The following is a 1,827-nucleotide window of genomic DNA, read 5'->3' on the forward strand; positions in this document are numbered from 1 at the left end:
GGCCAAGGATCCCAACGGCTCCGGCCAGGGGCTGCACGCGGACCAGGTAAGCCTCGGTTGGAGCTTCGTCATGGCCATGGACGCGGACGGCAACGTATACACGTGGGGGTACGACAACTATGGGCAGCTCGGCAACGGCACAGCCACGGGAGAGCACAGCACCATATACGCCGCCGACCCGGCACGCGTGCCCGACCCCGAGGACACAAGCAAAACCTTCAAAGCCACGCAGATCAGCGCAGGAGCCAACCACGCCATGGCCATCAGCCAGGACGGTATCCTCTGGACGTGGGGGTACAACTACCGCGGGCAGCTGGGCGACAGCACGACAACCAACCGGCCCTCGCCCACGCAGATAGGAAAACCAACAAAAGCCAGAGTCACGCAGATCAGCGCCGGCGCGTACCATTCCCTGGCCGTCGACCAAAGCGGCACAGCCTGGGCCTGGGGATGGAACATCAACAGCCAGCTCGGCACCAACAGCAGCGACTTCTATCAGCCCGCGCCCACGCTCGTGTCGCCGCCTGCAGGCCAGGGCAACGCCGGCACCGGGCTCGCAACAGCACGCATCACCGCAGGATGGAACCACTCCATGGCTGTCGGCCAGGATGGCAATGCCTACGCCTGGGGCGACAACGCATCCGGCCAGCTCGGCACCGGAAGCGACACGACTCCAATCAGCACCCCGACCCTGGTGGCCCTCAACTCGTTGCTGATTACTGGTGTCAGTTTCGACAAGACGGCCGTGGAGCACCTGCAGCAGAACCCTGACGGATCCGTCTCTTTTGCCACGCCTGTGCATAATCCGGGACAGGCCGACGTGATCGTGGACTGGACCCTGGGTGGCGCCGGCCAGACCCCGGCGCACCTGGCCTACACCTATGAAGGCACCCTGCCCCTGACGGGAGGCAACGGGACCATGATCCTCCTGCTCGCCGCCGGGCCGCTTGCCGCAGCCGGCGCCGTCGCGGCCGGACGCCACCGGCGGGAAACCCGCGCCCTGCACGTCTAGAATCTTCACCCGAGTAAGTAGCCGGGCCGCATCCCAAGACGACCCGGCCAACCAGGGTGGCCCCGCCAATCCCCTAACACAACGGAGCCACCCACCTTTTTGCTTCCGCCCTCTATATCGCCAATAAGACGTGAAACAGCCTTCATGTCTTGTGCAGGCTGGCTGACAGGTACTTGGAGTATGCGGACGGACCGTGGTAGCATTTTCTACATAGTTGGGATTGTGCCTGGCATCTATCGGGGAGCCGGACCGGGGGAGTTCCGGATACGCGGCAGCAGCTCCTGGGGAGGGGATTATGCCGATCATGCGTCAGCATGCGAACATGCACAGCCGCCGGGCCATCGTCGTCAGCCTGCTGCTCGCCATTATCCTGCCAGCCAGCCTGATCATGGGCGGCCTGGCCATGGCCGACACAGCCTCCGGCGAATCCAGTGTGCCCGAGCCGACCAGGCTGGAGCAGACGGCTGCAGGCCAACAGGCGGACCCATCAGCCAATGCACCAACCCTGCCGGCCAATCCGGCCGGCCCCCAGTCGCCGCTGCCCTCGCCCCTGAATACCGCATCCCCCCTCACCACATCCCAGCCCGCGCCCAAGAAGCCCGGCGACACCGGCATCCAAAGCAAGACCACCGACAGCCTGCCCCAGACACGCGCAGCCTACACCGTCGCCTTCAACGACCCCGACGGCAACACCAGCACACCCTCCCAGAGCGTCCCCAGCGGCGGACAAGCCTCCAGACCCAAGGACCCGAGCAGGGACGGCTACCTGTTCAACGGATGGTTCACCGGCAACACCGCCGTCGCTTATGACTTCA

The 1,827-nt window shown here is 65.2% G+C and carries 2 protein-coding genes; both read left to right on the forward strand.

The window, feature by feature from the left end; genetic code table 11:
• Positions 1–1,012 (forward strand): RCC1 domain-containing protein (locus H3T93_RS09055; protein WP_442859375.1); only part of this gene is annotated, 1,012 nt, incomplete at its 5' end.
• 304 nt (positions 1,013–1,316) lie between these two features.
• A partial coding sequence (locus H3T93_RS09060; protein ID WP_198214763.1) for an InlB B-repeat-containing protein occupies positions 1,317–1,827 on the forward strand: 511 nt, incomplete at its 3' end.

The sequence above is a fragment of the Bifidobacterium sp. M0404 genome (assembly GCF_016101415.1).
Classification (GTDB): Bacteria; Actinomycetota; Actinomycetes; order Actinomycetales; family Bifidobacteriaceae; genus Bombiscardovia; species Bombiscardovia polysaccharolytica.